The organism is Pseudomonas sp. B21-047 (genome assembly GCF_024748775.1).
Taxonomy (GTDB): domain Bacteria; phylum Pseudomonadota; class Gammaproteobacteria; order Pseudomonadales; family Pseudomonadaceae; genus Aquipseudomonas; species Aquipseudomonas capeferrum.
The window spans coordinates 507501-525226 of record NZ_CP087169.1 but is presented as its reverse complement, the minus strand read 5'-3'; the positions used below and the strand labels follow the sequence as shown (position 1 = coordinate 525226).

Genomic DNA, 17726 nt, shown 5'->3' with positions numbered 1-17726 from the left:
GCAACAATTTATGTCGCCGACGGCCGTTCGGGGCTTGCCGGGGCCCTGCCCTGTACTCAGTTACCGCTGGAATTCAGCGCTTCGGTCAGTGCGGCTTCAACCTCACTGGCGCTCACACGCAGCGGTTTGTCGGCTTCACGGCGACGCTTGCGCTCGCTGTGGTAGGCCAGACCGGTACCGGCCGGGATCAGACGACCCACGACCACGTTCTCTTTCAGGCCGCGCAGGTAATCGCGCTTGCCGGTGACGGCCGCTTCGGTCAATACGCGGGTGGTTTCCTGGAAGGAAGCCGCGGAAATGAACGATTCGGTCGACAGCGACGCCTTGGTGATACCCAGCAGCACGCGCGAGAACTTCGAGATGAACTTGTCTTCGCTGGCCAGACGCTCGTTCTCGACCAGTACGTGAGTCAGTTCCATCTGGTCGCCCTTGATGAAGCTGGAATCACCCGACTCGGCAATCTCGACCTTACGCAGCATCTGACGCAGGATGGTCTCGATGTGCTTGTCGTTGATCTTAACGCCTTGCAGACGGTAAACGTCCTGAATCTCGTTGACGATGTACTTCGCCAGCGCGCTCACACCCAGCAGACGCAGGATGTCGTGCGGATCGCTCGGGCCGTCGGAGATAACTTCGCCGCGGTTTACCTGTTCGCCTTCGAAGACGTTCAGGTGGCGCCACTTCGGAATCAACTCTTCGTACGGATCGCTACCGTCGGTCGGAGTAATGACCAGACGACGCTTGCCCTTGGTCTCTTTACCGAACGCGATGGTGCCGCTGACTTCAGCCAGAATCGAGGCTTCTTTCGGACGGCGCGCTTCGAACAAGTCGGCGACGCGTGGCAGACCACCGGTGATGTCACGGGTTTTCGACGTTTCTTGCGGGATACGCGCGATAACGTCACCCACACCGATCTGAGCACCGTCAGCCACGCCGACGAGGGCGTTGGCCGGCAGGAAGTACTGAGCCGGTACGTCGGTACCTGGCAGGTACAGGTCCTTGCCGTTGGCATCGACCATCTTGATTGCCGGACGGATTTCCTTGCCTGCGGCAGGGCGATCCTTGACGTCCAGAACTTCGATGTTGGTCAAACCCGTCAATTCGTCGGTCTGACGCTTGATGGTGATGTTTTCTTCCATGCCCACGAAGGTCACGGTACCTTTCAGCTCGGTAACGATCGGGTGGGTGTGCGGGTCCCACTTGGCGACGATGGCGCCAGCTTCGACCTTGTCACCTTCCTTGACCGAAATCACCGCACCGTAAGGCAGCTTGTAACGCTCACGCTCACGACCGAATTCATCGGCAATGGCCAGCTCGCCGGAACGCGATACGGCAACCAGGTTGCCATCGGCGCGCACGACATGCTTCAGGTTGTGCAGACGCACCATACCGCCGTTCTTCACCTGGACGCTGTCGGCAGCCGAGGTCCGGCTTGCAGCACCACCGATGTGGAACGTACGCATGGTCAGCTGGGTACCCGGCTCACCGATCGACTGTGCAGCGATAACGCCGACAGCTTCACCGATGTTGACCTGGTGACCGCGAGCCAGGTCACGACCGTAGCACTTGGCGCAGATGCCGTAGCGAGTTTCGCAGTTGATCGGCGAACGCACGATAACTTCATCGATGCTGTTCAGCTCGATGAACTCGACCCACTGCTCGTCGACCAAGGTACCGGCCGGAACGATGACGTCCTCGGTGCCTGGCTTGAACACGTCACGGGCAATGACACGGCCCAATACGCGCTCACCCAGCGGCTCGACAACGTCACCGCCTTCGATGTGCGGCGTCATCAGCAAACCGTGGTCGGTGCCACAGTCGATCTCGGTCACGACCAGATCCTGCGCAACGTCTACCAGACGACGAGTCAGGTAACCGGAGTTCGCAGTCTTCAGTGCGGTATCCGCCAGACCCTTACGAGCACCGTGAGTCGAGATGAAGTACTGCAGTACGCTCAGACCTTCACGGAAGTTCGCGGTGATCGGCGTCTCGATGATCGAGCCGTCCGGCTTGGCCATCAGACCACGCATACCTGCCAGCTGACGGATCTGTGCAGCGGAACCCCGCGCACCGGAGTCAGCCATCATGTACATCGAGTTGAAGGACTCTTGCTCGACTTCGTTGCCTTCGCGGTCGATGACTTTCTCTTTCGAGAGGTTGGCCATCATCGCCTTGGACACTTCGTCGTTCGCCTTGGACCACAAGTCGATGACCTTGTTGTACTTCTCGCCCTGGGTTACCAGGCCGGAGGCGTACTGGCTCTCGATTTCCTTCACTTCGTCGGTAGCGGTACCGATGATGCGGGCTTTTTCGTCCGGGATAACGAAGTCGTTAACACCGATCGAAACGCCGGAAATGGTCGAGTAGGCAAAACCGGTGTACATCAGCTGGTCAGCGAAGATAACGGTCTCTTTCAGACCAACCACGCGGTAGCACTGGTTGATCAGCTTGGAGATCGCCTTCTTCTTCATCGGCTGGTTGACCACGTCGTACGGCAGACCTGCCGGCACAACCTGGAACAGCAGCGCACGGCCGACAGTGGTGTCGACGATACGGGTGTTCTTGGTGACGCTACCATCGCGGTCATTCACGGTCTCGTTGATACGGACCTTGATTTTCGCGTGCAGGGCAGCTTCGCCGGCGCGGAATACGCGGTCGACTTCCTGCAGGTCGGCGAATACGCGACCTTCGCCCTTGGCGTTGATGGCTTCACGGGTCATGTAGTACAGACCCAGTACAACGTCCTGCGACGGAACGATGATTGGCTCACCGTTGGCTGGCGACAGAATGTTGTTGGTCGACATCATCAGCGCGCGCGCTTCGAGCTGGGCTTCCAGCGTCAGCGGCACGTGAACGGCCATCTGGTCACCGTCGAAGTCGGCGTTGTACGCCGCACAGACCAACGGGTGCAGCTGGATCGCCTTACCTTCGATGAGCACAGGCTCGAACGCCTGGATACCCAGACGGTGAAGGGTCGGTGCACGGTTGAGCAGCACGGGGTGTTCGCGGATGACCTCGGCGAGCACGTCCCATACCTCTGGCAGCTCGCGCTCGACCATCTTCTTGGCAGCCTTGATGGTGGTCGCCAGACCACGCATTTCCAGCTTGCCGAAAATGAACGGCTTGAACAGCTCGAGGGCCATCTTCTTCGGCAGACCGCACTGGTGCAGACGCAGGGTCGGGCCAACGGTAATTACCGAACGGCCGGAGTAGTCCACACGCTTACCGAGCAAGTTCTGACGGAAACGACCTTGCTTACCTTTGATCATGTCAGCCAGGGACTTCAGCGGACGCTTGTTCGAGCCAGTGATGGCGCGACCGCGACGGCCGTTGTCCAGCAGGGCGTCGACCGCTTCCTGCAGCATGCGCTTTTCGTTGCGCACGATGATGTCCGGCGCCGACAGATCGAGCAGGCGCTTCAGACGGTTGTTACGGTTGATCACCCGACGATACAGGTCGTTCAGGTCGGAGGTCGCAAAGCGGCCGCCATCCAGCGGAACCAGCGGACGCAGGTCCGGCGGCAGTACTGGCAGGACGGTCAGGACCATCCACTCAGGCAGGTTACCCGAACCCTGGAAAGCTTCCATCAGCTTCAGGCGCTTGGACAGCTTCTTGATCTTGGTTTCCGAGTTGGTCTGCGGAATCTCTTCGCGCAGGCGGCCAATCTCGTGCTCCAGGTCGATAGCGTGCAGCAGCTCGCGGACAGCCTCGGCACCCATGCGGGCGTCGAAGTCGTCACCGAACTCTTCCAGCGCTTCGAAGTACTGCTCGTCGTTCAGCAGCTGACCCTTTTCCAGGGTGGTCATGCCTGGGTCGATAACGACGTAGCTCTCGAAGTAGAGAACGCGTTCGATATCACGCAGGGTCATGTCCATCAGCAAACCGATACGGGACGGCAGCGACTTCAGGAACCAGATGTGGGCAACCGGCGAGGCCAGTTCGATGTGCGCCATGCGCTCACGACGAACCTTGGCCAGGGCAACTTCAACGCCGCACTTCTCGCAGATCACACCGCGGTGCTTGAGGCGCTTGTACTTGCCGCACAGGCACTCGTAGTCCTTGACTGGGCCAAAGATCTTGGCGCAGAACAGGCCGTCACGCTCAGGCTTGAACGTACGGTAGTTGATGGTTTCCGGCTTCTTAACTTCACCGAACGACCACGAACGGATCATTTCAGGCGACGCCAGACCGATGCGGATGGCGTCGAACTCTTCGACTTGACCCTGGTTTTTCAGCAAATTCAGTAGGTCTTTCAAGGCCTTTCCTCCTGGCGGAGCAGGAAGCGGGCTGTGCCAGCCCCGCTCCCCTTCGCGTCACGTGTTATTCGGTTTCCAGATCGATATCGATACCGAGCGAACGGATCTCTTTGATCAACACGTTGAAGGACTCGGGCATGCCCGGCTCCATACGGTGATCGCCATCCACGATGTTCTTGTACATCTTGGTACGGCCGTTCACGTCGTCCGACTTCACTGTGAGCATTTCTTGCAGGGTGTATGCCGCGCCGTATGCTTCCAGCGCCCACACTTCCATCTCCCCGAAACGCTGACCACCGAACTGCGCCTTACCACCCAGCGGCTGCTGAGTAACCAGGCTATAGGAACCAGTGGAACGCGCGTGCATCTTGTCGTCCACCAAGTGGTTCAGCTTGAGCATGTACATGTAACCAACGGTCACAGGACGCTCGAATTTGTTGCCGGTACGGCCGTCGAACAGCACCATCTGGCCGCTTTCTGGCATGTCTGCCAGTTTCAGCATGGCCTTGATCTCGCTTTCCTTGGCACCGTCGAAGACCGGGGTAGCCATAGGCACGCCCTTCTTCAAGTTGTGCGCCAGGGCGAGGATCTCTTCGTCGGTGAACTCTTCCAGGCTTTCCTGACGACCGCCGATCTCGTTGTAGATCTCGGTAAGGAACACGCGCAGCTCAGCAGCTTTGCGTTGCTCTTCGATCATCCGGTCGATCTTCTCGCCCAGGCCTTTGGCCGCGAGGCCCAGGTGGGTTTCAAGGATCTGACCGACGTTCATACGCGAAGGTACGCCCAGCGGGTTCAGTACGACGTCGACCGGAGTACCGTTGGCGTCGTGCGGCATGTCTTCGACCGGCATGATCACCGAGACCACACCTTTGTTACCGTGACGACCAGCCATCTTGTCGCCCGGCTGGATGCGGCGGCGGATAGCCAGGTAGACCTTGACGATCTTCAGTACGCCCGGTGCCAGGTCATCGCCTTGCTGCAGCTTGCGCTTCTTGTCTTCGAACTTGTCATCCAGCAGACGACGGCGATCGACGATGTAAGCCTGGGCTTTTTCCAGCTGCTCGTTCAGAGCATCTTCGGCCATGCGCAGTTTGAACCACTGGCCGTGCTCCAGACCGTCCAGTACTTCGTCAGCGATCACGGTGCCTTTCTTCAGGCCCGCACCACCGTCGACCACTTGGCCGTTCAGGGCGGAACGCAGACGCTCGAAGGTTGCACCTTCGACGATGCGGAACTCTTCGTTGAGGTCCTTGCGGATCTCGTCCAGCTGCATCTTCTCGATGGCCAGGGCGCGGCTGTCGCGCTCAACGCCGTCACGGGTGAAGACCTGAACGTCGATGACAGTACCTTTGGTGCCGGTTGGCACACGCAGGGAGGTGTCTTTGACGTCGCTTGCCTTCTCGCCGAAGATTGCGCGCAGCAGCTTCTCTTCCGGAGTCAGCTGGGTCTCGCCTTTCGGAGTGACCTTGCCGACCAGGATGTCGCCAGCGCCGACTTCGGCACCCACGTAGACGATACCGGCTTCGTCCAGCTTGTTCAGCGCAGCTTCACCCACGTTCGGGATGTCTGCGGTGATTTCCTCTGGGCCAAGCTTGGTGTCACGCGCCACACAGGTCAGTTCCTGGATGTGGATCGTGGTGAAGCGGTCTTCCTGAACCACACGCTCGGACAGGCAGATGGAGTCTTCGAAGTTGAAGCCGTTCCACGCCATGAACGCGATGCGCATGTTCTGACCCAGTGCCAGTTCACCCATATCGGTGGACGGACCGTCGGCCATGATGTCGTGACGCTTGACCACATCACCTTTGCTGACCAGCGGACGCTGGTTGATGCAGGTGTTCTGGTTGGAGCGGGTGTACTTGGTCAGGTTGTAGATATCTACACCTGCTTCACCGGTCTCGACTTCGTCATCGGCAACACGCACGACGATACGGCTGGCATCGACCGAGTCGATCACGCCGCCACGACGGGCTACGACGCAGACGCCGGAGTCACGGGCAACGTTGCGCTCCATGCCGGTACCTACCAGCGGCTTGTCAGCGCGCAGGGTCGGTACAGCCTGACGCTGCATGTTCGAACCCATCAGTGCACGGTTGGCGTCGTCGTGTTCGAGGAACGGAATCAGCGACGCTGCGACCGAGACAACCTGCTTCGGCGAAACGTCCATCAAGGTGACGTCTTCCGGCGCCTTGACGGTGAATTCGTTCAGGTGACGAACCGCTACCAGCTCATCGATCAGTTGCTTCTTCTCGTTCATCGCGGCCGAAGCCTGGGCGATGACGTGATCCGCTTCTTCAATGGCCGACAGGAACACGATGTCGTCGCTGACCACGCCTTCCTTCACCACGCGGTACGGGCTTTCCAGGAAGCCGTACTGGTTGGTGCGGGCATAGGCCGCCAGGGAGTTGATCAGACCGATGTTCGGACCTTCAGGGGTCTCGATCGGGCACACGCGGCCGTAGTGGGTCGGGTGTACGTCACGGACTTCGAAGCCAGCACGCTCACGGGTCAGACCGCCAGGGCCGAGTGCAGAAACACGGCGCTTGTGGGTGATCTCGGAGAGCGGGTTGTTCTGGTCCATGAACTGCGACAGCTGGCTGGAACCGAAGAACTCTTTCACCGCCGCCGCTACCGGCTTGGCGTTGATCAGGTCTTGCGGCATCAGGCCTTCGCTTTCAGCCATCGACAGACGTTCCTTGACCGCACGCTCGACGCGCACCAGGCCAACACGGAACTGGTTCTCGGCCATCTCGCCAACGCAACGAACGCGACGGTTACCCAGGTGGTCGATGTCGTCGACGATACCTTTGCCGTTACGGATGTCGACCAGGGTCTTGAGGACCTCGACGATGTCTTCCTTGCTCAGCACGCCCGAACCTTCGATCTCGGTACGACCGATACGACGGTTGAACTTCATGCGGCCTACGGCGGACAGGTCGTAACGCTCGGCGCTGAAGAACAGGTTGTTGAACAGGGTCTCGGCAGCATCCTTGGTTGGCGGCTCGCCTGGACGCATCATGCGATAGATTTCGACCAAGGCTTCCAGCTGGTTGCTGGTGGTGTCGATCTTCAGGGTGTCGGAGATGAACGGACCGCAATCGATGTCGTTGGTGTACAGGGTCTCGATACGGACAACCTGCGCCTTGGCGACCTTGATCAGCAGCTCGGTGGTCATCTCGGTGTTGCACTCGGCGAGGATCTCGCCGGTAGCCGGATGCACGATAGCCTTGGCAGTGGTGCGACCCAGGACGTATTCCATAGGAACGTCGAGCTGCTTGACGCCGGCTTTCTCGAGCTGGTTGATGTGGCGCGCAGTGATACGGCGACCCTGCTCGACAATGACCTTGCCGGTTTCGTCATGGATGTCCATGACCGCGACTTCACCACGCAGACGCTGCGGTACCAGTTCCAGGCTCAGTTTTTCGCCGGAAACGTGGAACACGTTGGTGGTGTAGAAGGTGTTCAGAACCTCTTCGGTGCTGTAACCCAGCGCACGCAGCAGTACCGATGCCGGCAGTTTGCGGCGACGGTCGATACGCACGAATACGCAGTCCTTCGGGTCGAACTCGAAGTCCAGCCAGGAACCACGGTAAGGAATGATGCGAGCGGAGTACAGCAGCTTGCCGGAGCTGTGCGTCTTGCCACGGTCGTGGTCGAAGAACACACCAGGCGAACGGTGCAGCTGGGAAACGATCACACGCTCGGTACCGTTGATTACGAAGGTACCGTTCTCAGTCATCAGGGGGATTTCACCCATGTAGACTTCTTGCTCTTTGATGTCCTTGATCGCTTTGTTCGACGATTCCTTGTCGAAGATGATCAGGCGCACCTTGACCCGCAGTGGGACCGCGAAGGTCACGCCACGCAGGACACATTCCTTCACATCGAAGGCGGGTTCGCCCAGGCGATAGCCTACGTACTCCAGGGCAGCATTGCCGGAGTAGCTGATGATCGGGAATACCGATTTGAAGGCCGCGTGCAGGCCGACGTCGCGGAACTGATCCTTGGATGCTCCCGCTTGCAGGAATTCGCGATACGAATCCAGCTGGATGGCCAGGAGGTAAGGCACATCCATGACGTCCGGCAACTTGCTAAAGTCCTTGCGGATACGTTTTTTCTCAGTGTATGAGTAAGCCATCAGCGTTCCCCAGCTTGGTCACCTGCTTGTTTGGCTTCTCCCGGCGGGAGCAGCCAGAAAATCGTGCAAACCCCTTGGTTTGCGCCACCCACATGGGTGTCTTGCAGCTCGCTATCGGGGCCGATCTGATCGGCCACCAATAACGGAAAAAGGCCGGTGGCATAAGCCACCAGCCATCAGCCTTGTGCTCAACGCTCAGGCTGGCATCGCAAAGTCGAAATTACTTCAGCTCGACTTTAGCGCCTGCTTCTTCCAGCTTCTTCTTAGCGTCTTCAGCGGCTTCTTTCGAAACGCCTTCAGCTACGACCTGAGGAGCGCCGTCGACTTTCTCTTTGGCTTCTTTCAGGCCCAGACCGGTCAGTTCACGAACGGCCTTGATCACGTTTACTTTCTTCTCACCGGCTTCAAGCAGAACAACGTTGAATTCGGTTTGCTCTTCAACAACGGCAGCAGCAGCAGCTGGGCCAGCAGCGGCAACAGCAGCGGTAACGCCGAAGGTTTCTTCCATAGCTTTGATCAGCTCAACAACTTCCAGAACGGTTTTCTGGCCGATTGCTTCGATGATTTGCTCGTTAGTCAGGGACATGACTTAAATCCTGTATTGGGGTGACAGCCTTCGCAGCCATCAAATTAAACAAATGATTTTGAAAGAGGTTACGCCGCCTTAGGCAGCAGCAGCTTCTTTCTGGTCGCGAACGGCCGCCAGAGTACGAGCCAGCTTGCTGGTAGCGCCTTGAATCACGCTCATCAGACGTGCGATAGCTTCGTCACGGGTCGGCAAGGTAGCCAGTACATCGATCTGGTTGGCGGCAATGAACTTGCCGTCAAACGCAGCTGCCTTGATCTCGAACTTGTCCTGACCCTTGGCGAACTCTTTGAACAGACGAGCAGCAGCGCCCGGGTGTTCGTTGGAGAAAGCGATCAGGGTCGGGCCAGTGAAGGCGTCGTTGAGGACACTGAATTCAGTATCAGCAACAGCGCGCTTGAGCAGGGTGTTACGTACGACACGTACGTAAACGCCAGCTTCACGAGCCTCTTTACGGAGTCCGGTCATTGCGCCTACAGTCACACCACGGGCATCAGCCACGACAGCGGACAGAGCGACTTTGGCAGCCTCGTTGACTTCAGCGACGATGGCCTTCTTGTCTTCGAGTTTAATTGCCACGGGTTTACTCCTGGTTTCTACCGTTTCATCTGGCCGAAGCCGGATGTCGTTTTGGTGTCTGATTCGATAACGAATCGGGAGCACCATCTGCGTAGGCTGGTGGTTTAAGACTTGCGTCGCCTACGGTCTTGGATAGCCCCCGCCAGGCAGGGACCCCAATTTTTGCTGGCAGCACGACACGTCGTGCCGCCATGGTCTTACGCGTTCAGCGAACCTTGGTCGATGACCAGGCCTGGGCCCATGGTAGTGCTCAGGGTAACGCGCTTGACGTAAATACCTTTCGAAGAAGCTGGCTTGATACGCTTCAGATCAGCGATCAGGGCTTCAACGTTTTCCTTCAGCTTGACGGCTTCGAAGCCGACTTTGCCAACGGAGGTGTGAATGATACCGTTCTTGTCGGTACGGTAGCGAACCTGACCAGCCTTGGCGTTTTTGACAGCGCCGGCTACGTCTGGAGTCACAGTACCAACTTTCGGGTTAGGCATCAGGCCGCGAGGACCCAGAACCTGACCCAGCTGACCTACAACGCGCATGGCATCAGGCGATGCGATAACAACGTCATAGTTCAGGTCGCCGGCTTTCATTTCAGCAGCCAGATCGTCCATACCTACACGGTCAGCGCCGGCAGCCAGAGCGGCCTCAGCAGCTGGACCCTGGGTGAAGACGGCAACGCGTACGGTCTTGCCAGTGCCGTGTGGCAGCACAGTAGCGCTACGAACGACCTGGTCGGATTTACGCGGGTCAACGCCGAGGTTGACAGCAACGTCGAAGGATTCGCTGAACTTCACGGTGGACAGTTCGGCCAGCAGCACGGCTGCTTCTTCGAAGTTGTAGACTTTGCCAGCTTCGATTTTCGAAGCAATAGCCTTTTGGCGCTTGGTCAGCTTAGCCATTACACACCCTCCACGTTCAGGCCCATGCTGCGGGCAGAGCCAGCGATGGTGCGCACAGCAGCGTCCAGGTCAGCAGAGGTCAGATCAGCCTGTTTGGTCTTGGCGATCTCTTCGAGCTGAGCACGGGTCACGGTACCAACTTTGACGGTGTTCGGACGAGCCGAACCACTGGTCAGGCCAGCAGCTTTCTTCAGCAGAACCGAGGCAGGGGTGCTCTTGGTCTCGAAAGTGAAGCTACGGTCGCTGTAGACAGTGATGATCACAGGAGTCGGCAGGCCGGCTTCTTGACCCTGAGTACGGGCGTTGAAGGCCTTGCAGAATTCCATGATGTTCACACCGTGTTGGCCCAGTGCTGGACCAACGGGTGGGCTTGGGTTGGCCTGGCCGGCCTTAACTTGCAGCTTGATGTAAGCCTGAATCTTCTTAGCCATGAGCTACTCCAAAATCGGGTACGAACGCCAGAAGGCTCCCCGGATGACTTGCGTTTTATCCCAGTGACGACAAAACCCCGCAGCACACAGGGCTGCGGGGTATGGGATGCTTCGTCCGCCTAGACCTTTTCGACCTGGCTGAACTCGAGCTCTACCGGGGTAGAGCGACCGAAAATGAGCACCGCCACCTGGAGGCGACTCTTTTCGTAGTTAACCTCTTCGACACTGCCATTGAAGTCTGCGAACGGACCGTCAATGACTCGAACCACTTCACCTGGTTCGAACAGCGTCTTCGGCTTCGGCTTGTCGCTACCGTCGGCAACGCGACGCAGGATAGCCTCAGCTTCTTTATCAGTGATTGGCGCAGGCTTGTCTGCGGTACCACCGATGAAGCCCATCACACGAGGGGTATCCTTGACCAAGTGCCAAGTCCCTTCGTTCATCTCCATCTGGACCAGTACATAGCCAGGGAAGAATTTGCGCTCACTCTTGCGCTTCTGGCCGTTACGCATTTCAACGACTTCTTCGGTCGGAACCAGAATTTCGCCGAAACCGTCTTCCATGCCAGCCAGCTTGACGCGCTCGATCAGCGAGCGCATCACATGCTTCTCGTAACCCGAGTAAGCATGCACTACGTACCAACGCTTAGCCACGGGACACCCTTAGCCAACAATCAAGGAGACCGCCCAGCCGAGCAGGGAATCAAGACCCCACAACAGCAGCGCCATAACCAGAACTACAGCCACGACAATCAGCGTGGTCTGAGTGGTTTCTTGGCGGGTCGGCCACACGACTTTACGGATCTCGGTACGAGCTTCCTTCGCCAACGCAAAGAACGACTTACCCTTCGCAGTCTGCAGGGCAACAAAGCCAGCAGCCGCAGCCAGGGCGAGCAATGCAAGGACGCGATACAGGATTGGGGAGGCGGAGTAATATTGATTACCCACGACGCCAACAACCACCAAAGCAACTACAGCCAGCCACTTGAACAGATCAAAACGCGATTCTTGGGCTTCAGTTTTGGGAGTCATCGGGGAGGATCCTGTGAGAAGAAAGCCAATCACACCGAGGTGAATGGCAGGTCAGGAGGGAATCGAACCCCCAACCTACGGTTTTGGAGACCGTCGCTCTGCCAATTGAGCTACTGACCTGTAACGCTGTATCAGGCCGGCCATTATACCGGCCTGATCAAGTAAATCAACTACTTATTCGATAATTTTTGCTACGACGCCGGCGCCGACGGTACGACCGCCTTCACGGATAGCGAAGCGCAGACCGTCTTCCATTGCGATGGTCTTGATCAGCGTGACAGTCATCTGAATGTTGTCACCTGGCATTACCATTTCAACGCCTTCCGGCAGTTCGCAGTTACCGGTCACGTCAGTGGTACGGAAGTAGAACTGAGGACGGTAGCCTTTGAAGAACGGAGTGTGACGGCCGCCTTCTTCCTTCGACAGGACGTAGACTTCTGCGGTGAACTTGGTGTGCGGCTTGACCGAACCTGGCTTGACCAGAACCTGGCCACGCTCAACGTCGTCACGCTTGGTACCACGCAGCAGAACGCCGCAGTTCTCGCCAGCACGACCTTCGTCCAGCAGCTTGCGGAACATCTCAACACCGGTGCAGGTGGTGGTGGTGGTGTCACGCAGACCAACGATTTCCAGCGGATCCTGAACGCGGACGATACCACGCTCGATACGACCGGTAACAACGGTACCACGACCCGAGATCGAGAATACGTCTTCGATTGGCATCAGGAACGGCTTGTCGATAGCACGCTCTGGCTCTGGGATGTAGCTGTCCAGAGTTTCAACCAGCTTCTTGACGGCAGTGGTGCCCATCTCGTTGTCGTCTTTGCCTTCCAGCGCCATACGAGCCGAACCGATGATGATCGGAGTGTCGTCGCCTGGGAAGTCATAGGTGGACAGCAGGTCGCGAACTTCCATCTCGACCAGTTCCAGCAGCTCAGCGTCGTCTACCAGGTCAGCCTTGTTCAGGAAGACCACGATGTACGGAACGCCAACCTGACGGGACAGCAGGATGTGCTCACGGGTTTGTGGCATCGGGCCATCAGCGGCCGAGCAAACCAGGATCGCGCCGTCCATCTGGGCAGCACCGGTGATCATGTTCTTCACGTAGTCAGCGTGACCTGGGCAGTCGACGTGAGCATAGTGACGAATGTTCGAGTTGTACTCGACATGAGCGGTGTTGATGGTGATACCGCGCGCTTTTTCTTCTGGAGCCGAGTCGATCTTATCGAACTCAACGACTGCCGAACCGAAAACTTCGGAGCAGACGCGAGTCAGAGCTGCAGTCAGAGTGGTTTTACCATGGTCAACGTGGCCGATAGTGCCAACGTTCACGTGTGGTAGGGAACGATCAAACTTTTCCTTAGCCATCGATACAATCCTCCGCAGAAGAAATAGTCTTACGCTGATAAAACAAAGGCAGATATTTTCATATCTGCCTTGTTTATATGGAGCTCTTGAGCGGACTTGAACCGCTGACCTCACCCTTACCAAGGGTGTGCTCTACCAACTGAGCTACAAGAGCGAAACACTTTGCGCAAAACCCAGCAAACTTGGAGCGGGTAGCGGGAATCGAACCCGCATCATCAGCTTGGAAGGCTGAGGTTCTACCACTAAACTATACCCGCGGAGCTTGCGGCTCTCGCTAAAACTGGTGGAGGGAGAAGGATTCGAACCTTCGAAGCTCTCGCAACGGATTTACAGTCCGTCCCCTTTGACCGCTCGGGAATCCCTCCAGATGTGGCCGGCATTTTATTTGGCTGCCGCCCTAGTGTCAAGCTATTTTTCAAATTTTTTCAATCAAATCTGAAACTTAGCTACGTTGACACCGCTTCCAGTTCCGCCACCTGAGTGGTGTTCCCTGTGAAGCGGGCGCCATTCTATCAAGCTATTCGCCAGTTGCAATACCCTGGCAGAAAATAATTTTATGTTTTAAGTCTTTGAAATCACTGGAAAGTGCGGCGAGTACGGTTTGGTCCAGCAACCGCTCGCTTTCCGGGGAAACCTTAAGCCAGAGACCATCGGCCCCCGGCAGCTGACCCGACACAGGCAATGCATTGATATCCAGGCTCAGCAAGCGCTGACGCAGTGCATCAAGCTGCTCTTTACCCGCCAGGCCACCGACAACCAGGCACTCATCGCGACGTCGGGCCGGTGTGGACACGCCTGTTTCACGCAGCAGGCGGATCTCTTGTTGGTTACCTTTGTACAACGATAGCGGGGCGACATCCTTGACCTTGAGCGGGGCTTCCTGTTGATGCCAGACGTAATAGAAGACGTTGAGCACCAGCAACAGCAGAAACAACCAACGCATAAGCACCTCAGTCCAATGGGCAGGCCATTGCCAGGCCAACGAATACCAGGTCAGGGACTACCCGCGCCTGCGGCGCAGCTTCACGCACCAACGGCGCATCCCCGCCGGTAAGGAACACGGTAAAATCCTCCCCCCACAGCGCACGCGCCTGTTCGAGCTGAGTCCGAGCAAAGCCTTGCAGCATTAATACACAACCACGCTCCACAGCCTCGACGGTTGAGCGCCCCGGGGCAAGGCTGGTCAATGCACGCGCTGCCGAAGCATCGTCATAGCGGATACGCCGGGTATGTGTACGCAACTGACTACGCATCAACGGCATCCCCGGACAGATATAACCACCCAGGTGCTCGCCATCGGCGGCGATGAAGTCAGCCTTGGCAGCGGTCCCCAGGTCGATCACCAGGCAAGCACCCTTGGCCAGGTGAAACGCACCCAACGCTGCGAGCCAGCGATCCATGCCCAGGCGTTGATAGTCTTCATAGCCGTTACGCACCCCAGCTGCTTGCTGCGCAGGCTCTGCGACTTGCGCCACCACACGGAATGCCTGGCCGATCAGTGCACAAAGTGCAGCAGTTTCTTCCTCGCTGCGCACACTGACAATACGGCAACCCGACAAACGCAGCGACGCCAAGGTACTGACCTCGGCCACCAGCGACTGGTCCGAATCGACAATACCGCCGCCCACGATCGTAGCGTCGCCAGCATGAATGACCCGCCACTTGATAAAGCTGTTACCGCAATCGAGCTCAAGAATCATCACGCAACCTCAAACTGAGCTCACCACCGCTGAAGCTCTTTTCCACACCGTCGACCTCAAGGCGCAAGCCGCCCTGCCCGTCCACACCAAGCACCACCCCATCGATCCGGGTGCTGCCGGCAACCAGCGATACGTTACGCCCCTGCCATAGATGCGCTTGCTCCCACTCCTCCTGGAATGCGGCAAAACCATAGCGGCGGTGACGCGCCAATTCATGTTGCAGTTGCTGGCTGAGCATCGCCACCAAGTGATTGCGATCAATTGCGGCGCCAACCTCACGTCGCATCGAGGTCCACGCCTGGTCGACCTGGTCATTGGTCTGCATGTTCACATTAATGCCAATACCAAGCACCACGTGACAGACGTCTGCGGGGTCGCCGACCAGCTCAAGCAAGATGCCCGTGATCTTCTGCCCACGCACAAGCACATCATTGGGCCATTTAAGCCCCACATCCTTTACGCCGAAACCTTGCAGCGTACGCATTACCGCCAACCCCACCACCAGGCTCAGCCCTTCGAGCTGGCGCATGCCACCTTCGACACGCAAGACGAGGCTGTAATAGAGGTTCTCTGCGAAGGGGCTTACCCATTGACGACCACGGCGGCCACGCCCGGCATTCTGGCGCTCGGCCAGTACCAAAAAAGGAGCAGCCTGCCCCTCACCCGCAAGCCGCAGCCCTTCGGCGTTGGTCGAATCAATGGTTTCGTGGATGAAAACTGGCCACTGCTCGCCCTCGGCAAACTCGGCGATCGCCTTCGCTTCGAGCAGGGCCAGAGGCGCCGCTAACTGGTAGCCGCGGCCACGAACCTTGTGAATGGTGAGGTTCAACTCAGTCTCCAGGTGCTGCAGCTGCTTCCAAACGGCGCTGCGACTCACCCCGAGGGCTGCCCCCAAGGCTTCTCCGGAATGGAACCGGCCATCCTTGAGGAGATTCAACAACTTCAGCATGCCAGTCTCGACTTGGAATAAGGCTGGCATGATAGCTATGGGTAGTGGCCTTGCATAGGAAAAGGGCCGCCCGCAGACGCTACCAACAGGGAGTTTTCCAGCCCAAAGACAAAACCCCTACCTGCTCGCGCAGATAGGGGTTTTGCGAAATGAATCTTGACGATGACCTACTCTCACATGGGGAGACCCCACACTACCATCGGCGATGCATCGTTTCACTACTGAGTTCGGGATGGGATCAGGTGGTTCCAATGCTCTATGGTCGTCAAGAAATTCTGTTGCCAGAATGTCCAGATGGACAGCCTAGCGAATTCGGATATGTGATGTTGTGATGTACATTCGAACTTTCGGTTCGTGTGTCTTCACCACCGCAATCTGCATGAGCAAATTGCTTGGGTGTTATATGGTCAAGCCTCACGGGCAATTAGTATTGGTTAGCTCAACGCCTCACAGCGCTTACACACCCAACCTATCAACGTCGTAGTCTTCGACGGCCCTTTAGGGGATTCTAGATCCCAGTGAGATCTCATCTTGAGGCAAGTTTCCCGCTTAGATGCTTTCAGCGGTTATCTCTTCCGAACATAGCTACCCGGCAATGCCACTGGCGTGACAACCGGAACACCAGAGGTTCGTCCACTCCGGTCCTCTCGTACTAGGAGCAGCCCCTCTCAAATCTCAAACGTCCACGGCAGATAGGGACCGAACTGTCTCACGACGTTCTAAACCCAGCTCGCGTACCACTTTAAATGGCGAACAGCCATACCCTTGGGACCGGCTTCAGCCCCAGGATGTGATGAGCCGACATCGAGGTGCCAAACACCGCCGTCGATATGAACTCTTGGGCGGTATCAGCCTGTTATCCCCGGAGTACCTTTTATCCGTTGAGCGATGGCCCTTCCATACAGAACCACCGGATCACTAAGACCTACTTTCGTACCTGCTCGACGTGTTTGTCTCGCAGTCAAGCGCGCTTTTGCCTTTATACTCTACGACCGATTTCCGACCGGTCTGAGCGCACCTTCGTACTCCTCCGTTACTCTTTGGGAGGAGACCGCCCCAGTCAAACTACCCACCATACACTGTCCTCGATCCGGATAACGGACCTGAGTTAGAACCTCAAAGTTGCCAGGGTGGTATTTCAAGGATGGCTCCATGAGAACTGGCGTCCCCACTTCAAAGCCTCCCACCTATCCTACACAAGCAAATTCAAAGTCCAGTGCAAAGCTATAGTAAAGGTTCACGGGGTCTTTCCGTCTAGCCGCGGATACACTGCATCTTCACAGCGATTTCAATTTCACTGAGTCTCGGGTGGAGACAGCGCCGCCATCGTTACGCCATTCGTGCAGGTCGGAACTTACCCGACAAGGAATTTCGCTACCTTAGGACCGTTATAGTTACGGCCGCCGTTTACCGGGGCTTCGATCAAGAGCTTCGCTTGCGCTAACCCCATCAATTAACCTTCCGGCACCGGGCAGGCGTCACACCCTATACGTCCACTTTCGTGTTTGCAGAGTGCTGTGTTTTTAATAAACAGTCGCAGCGGCCTGGTATCTTCGACCGGCATGGGCTTACGGAGCAAGTCCTTAACCCTCGCCGGCGCACCTTCTCCCGAAGTTACGGTGCCATTTTGCCTAGTTCCTTCACCCGAGTTCTCTCAAGCGCCTTGGTATTCTCTACCTAACCACCTGTGTCGGTTTGGGGTACGGTTCCCAGTTATCTGAAGCTTAGGAGCTTTTCTTGGAAGCATGGCATCAACCACTTCGTCGCCTAAAGGCAACTCGTCATCAGCTCTCGG

Annotated in this window: 12 protein-coding genes, 4 tRNA genes and 2 rRNA genes (1 of these 18 only partly in view); all 18 read right to left on the bottom strand. The window is 57.4% G+C overall.

All coding sequences use genetic code 11. The features are described from left to right. Positions 1-56 precede the first annotated feature (56 nt). Positions 57-4256, bottom strand: coding sequence for a DNA-directed RNA polymerase subunit beta' (rpoC, locus tag LOY26_RS02300; RefSeq protein ID WP_033703491.1), 4200 nt, complete (start codon positions 4254-4256; stop codon positions 57-59). A gap of 64 nt (positions 4257-4320) precedes the next feature. Beyond that, positions 4321-8394, bottom strand: coding sequence for a DNA-directed RNA polymerase subunit beta (gene rpoB / locus LOY26_RS02295; protein WP_047583916.1), 4074 nt, complete (start codon positions 8392-8394; stop codon positions 4321-4323). A gap of 220 nt (positions 8395-8614) precedes the next feature. Then, positions 8615-8980: a 50S ribosomal protein L7/L12 gene (gene rplL, locus LOY26_RS02290; protein ID WP_033703494.1), complete on the bottom strand. Its 366-nt coding sequence runs from the start codon at positions 8978-8980 to the stop codon at positions 8615-8617. 78 nt (positions 8981-9058) lie between these two features. Continuing rightward, positions 9059-9559 carry a 50S ribosomal protein L10 gene (gene rplJ, locus LOY26_RS02285; RefSeq protein ID WP_027595468.1) on the bottom strand — a complete coding sequence of 167 codons (501 nt, stop codon included), beginning with the start codon at positions 9557-9559 and terminating at the stop codon, positions 9059-9061. A 197-nt stretch (positions 9560-9756) separates the two neighbouring features. Next, positions 9757-10452, bottom strand: a complete 696-nt coding sequence (rplA, locus tag LOY26_RS02280; RefSeq protein WP_033703496.1) for a 50S ribosomal protein L1 — start codon at positions 10450-10452, stop codon at positions 9757-9759. Next, positions 10452-10883 (bottom strand): 50S ribosomal protein L11, encoded by a 432-nt coding sequence (gene rplK, locus LOY26_RS02275; RefSeq protein WP_028633698.1) that lies wholly within the window; start codon positions 10881-10883, stop codon positions 10452-10454. Before rplK ends, rplA begins: the two co-directional genes overlap by 1 nt. Before the next feature lie 119 nt (positions 10884-11002). Next, a complete protein-coding gene (nusG, locus tag LOY26_RS02270) occupies positions 11003-11536 on the bottom strand; it encodes a transcription termination/antitermination protein NusG (protein WP_003255501.1) in 534 nt (177 codons plus the stop codon). 9 nt (positions 11537-11545) lie between these two features. After that, positions 11546-11914, bottom strand: coding sequence for a preprotein translocase subunit SecE (gene secE, locus LOY26_RS02265; RefSeq protein WP_027595465.1), 369 nt, complete (start codon positions 11912-11914; stop codon positions 11546-11548). Between the two features lie 44 nt (positions 11915-11958). Continuing rightward, a tRNA-Trp gene (locus LOY26_RS02260) sits at positions 11959-12034 on the bottom strand. A 54-nt stretch (positions 12035-12088) separates the two neighbouring features. Beyond that, positions 12089-13282, bottom strand: a complete 1194-nt coding sequence (tuf, locus tag LOY26_RS02255; RefSeq protein WP_028614144.1) for an elongation factor Tu — start codon at positions 13280-13282, stop codon at positions 12089-12091. Between the two features lie 78 nt (positions 13283-13360). After that, positions 13361-13436 (bottom strand) — tRNA-Thr (locus tag LOY26_RS02250). 29 nt (positions 13437-13465) lie between these two features. Further along, positions 13466-13539, bottom strand: a tRNA-Gly gene (locus LOY26_RS02245). 24 nt (positions 13540-13563) lie between these two features. After that, a tRNA-Tyr gene (locus tag LOY26_RS02240) sits at positions 13564-13647 on the bottom strand. Between the two features lie 152 nt (positions 13648-13799). Beyond that, the gene (locus tag LOY26_RS02235; RefSeq protein WP_033703501.1) at positions 13800-14225 is read right to left on the bottom strand and encodes a hypothetical protein; all 426 of its coding nucleotides are present in this window, start codon (positions 14223-14225) and stop codon (positions 13800-13802) included. 7 nt (positions 14226-14232) lie between these two features. Further along, positions 14233-14982: a pantothenate kinase gene (locus tag LOY26_RS02230; RefSeq protein WP_033703503.1), complete on the bottom strand. Its 750-nt coding sequence runs from the start codon at positions 14980-14982 to the stop codon at positions 14233-14235. Then, a complete protein-coding gene (gene birA / locus LOY26_RS02225; protein WP_047583918.1) occupies positions 14972-15931 on the bottom strand; it encodes a bifunctional biotin--[acetyl-CoA-carboxylase] ligase/biotin operon repressor BirA in 960 nt (319 codons plus the stop codon). The genes LOY26_RS02230 and birA overlap by 11 nt, the downstream gene beginning before the upstream one ends. 154 nt (positions 15932-16085) lie before the next feature. After that, positions 16086-16201 (bottom strand): 5S ribosomal RNA (gene rrf / locus LOY26_RS02220). Positions 16202-16334: 133 nt separating this feature from the next. Then, positions 16335-17726: ribosomal RNA gene (locus LOY26_RS02215) — 23S ribosomal RNA — on the bottom strand (it continues 1500 nt past the right edge of the window).